Source organism: Gammaproteobacteria bacterium, assembly GCA_003696665.1.
Lineage (GTDB): Bacteria > Pseudomonadota > Gammaproteobacteria > Enterobacterales.
On the sequence record RFGJ01000370.1, the window covers coordinates 1 to 1,416 of the forward strand.

Consider the following 1,416-nt stretch of genomic DNA (forward strand, 5'->3'; position numbering starts at 1 on the left):
GCCTCTTTCCTCCCCTTGCCAAAGACGGCGCCCGCCTGCGTGGGCGCGAACGCAAACGCGCCATGGCCGCCCGGGCACTGGCCGCGATGGAGACCTGGGTACAGACCCTTTTCACGCTTCGGAGCCGACAACCTGCCCCGACCGCATGAGGGGCCCACATGACCTCTCCTCGAAGGAGCCCCGTACGCCTTTACCGCATCCTCCCAGAAGAACATATATGGAGCGGCAATCATGTTTGACTGGGAACAGAGAATGTGCGGACCAGCCGGGAGTGTTCAAAGAACGCCTCCAGAAGCAATTCCAATGCGGCCCTTGGCCGATCAACACCCGGCATCGGGTAGAATGCCAGAAATTTCACGAAAGTGGGAACTTATTTGTGCAAAATGACCGTCTCAAGATAGTCACCAAATATGCTGGCAACAAATATCAATATGGGCAAGACAATGAGAGATGCGCCAGTCATCAAAAAGACGGCCTTTCTTACCTGACCATCTTGGAAAAATTCTCTCAAGGAAACCCCCTGCTTGTCGGCAAGCATTAAAAGTGCCACCCACAGAAACATTCCTGCTGACCCCAGGATGGTTGTTGCAATGATACAACTGCCAGACATGCTTCCTTCCCTTCCTTGTTCTTTCTGTACCATCAGAAGAGAGTCGGTAGCACAAGGGAAAGCAGGGGATGCCTGAACGCAGTCCCCTGCCACTCAAGCCCCCTTCCTCAGCTGTTGTTGCTCAGCGCTCTCGACGCAACATATTCAGCTGCTATGAATGCGGCCGTTGAGAGCACAAATACCGCAAGACCGACGCCAGTGCCTGCCGCAACACCAATAAGAGCGGCACGCCCTATGGTTGCTCCAGCCTGTACTGCCAAACGAAATGCGTATCCTCCAGCTCCCAAGAAACCTGCCGTCGCTGCAGCTGCGGCCGCATCGCCCGCACTCGCTCCCGATACCCAGTCAATCTCCTCCACCGTCAGCTCGCGGATGGCAGGTGTGGTAGCGGCAATGGCTCGCCATGCACTTCAACGGTGATCTTCCCCCGCCTTTCCCACCATTCTCCTCGCTTACAAATTTGAGATATTGAAGATGAAAATTGCTCATCTCCCCTGAAAGCCAGTCAGTTCATTGTCCTGTCATCGCGCTAATCACCATTTCCCCTACACCACGCCCCACCATTAACCCAAAAGCAGGAGCCAAAAGCACAACCAGTGAAACGAGAACAACAAGAAACTTTTTTTTCTCACGGTCTGACAAAACATCGCGGATTGTGAGTCCGTGATCTCTCAGTACCAGCGCAAGCAGGACCCAACCCGCTACTGCGAATCCACCAAGCAGGGCTGTAACCATCATGGAAACCAACACCACCCCCGGCTCAGTCATTCTCTTTCCCCTCTCCACCTGTTGCCGCATCGACTCCA

The 1,416-nt window shown here is 54.4% G+C and carries 4 protein-coding genes; all 4 read right to left on the reverse strand.

Annotation, left to right across the window (positions count from 1 at the left end; genetic code table 11):
• On the reverse strand, positions 1-233 hold a 233-nt coding region (locus D6694_09570; protein RMH40905.1), incomplete at its 3' end, for a hypothetical protein.
• Positions 234-370: 137 nt separating this feature from the next.
• A complete protein-coding gene (locus D6694_09575; protein ID RMH40906.1) occupies positions 371-610 on the reverse strand; it encodes a hypothetical protein in 240 nt (79 codons plus the stop codon).
• Between the two features lie 107 nt (positions 611-717).
• On the reverse strand, positions 718-969 hold the full coding sequence (locus D6694_09580) for a hypothetical protein (GenBank protein ID RMH40907.1): 252 nt from the start codon (positions 967-969) through the stop codon (positions 718-720).
• Positions 970-1,120: 151 nt separating this feature from the next.
• The gene (locus D6694_09585) at positions 1,121-1,408 is read right to left on the reverse strand and encodes a hypothetical protein (protein RMH40908.1); all 288 of its coding nucleotides are present in this window, start codon (positions 1,406-1,408) and stop codon (positions 1,121-1,123) included.
• Positions 1,409-1,416 lie beyond the last annotated feature (8 nt).

Excerpts from the sequence above, each read along its gene's own strand:
- D6694_09575 (RMH40906.1), bottom strand. The coding sequence starts at position 610 with ATGTCTGGCAGTTGTATCATTGCAACAACCATCCTGGGGTCAGCAGGA.
- D6694_09585 (RMH40908.1), bottom strand. The coding sequence starts at position 1,408 with ATGCGGCAACAGGTGGAGAGGGGAAAGAGAATGACTGAGCCGGGGGTG.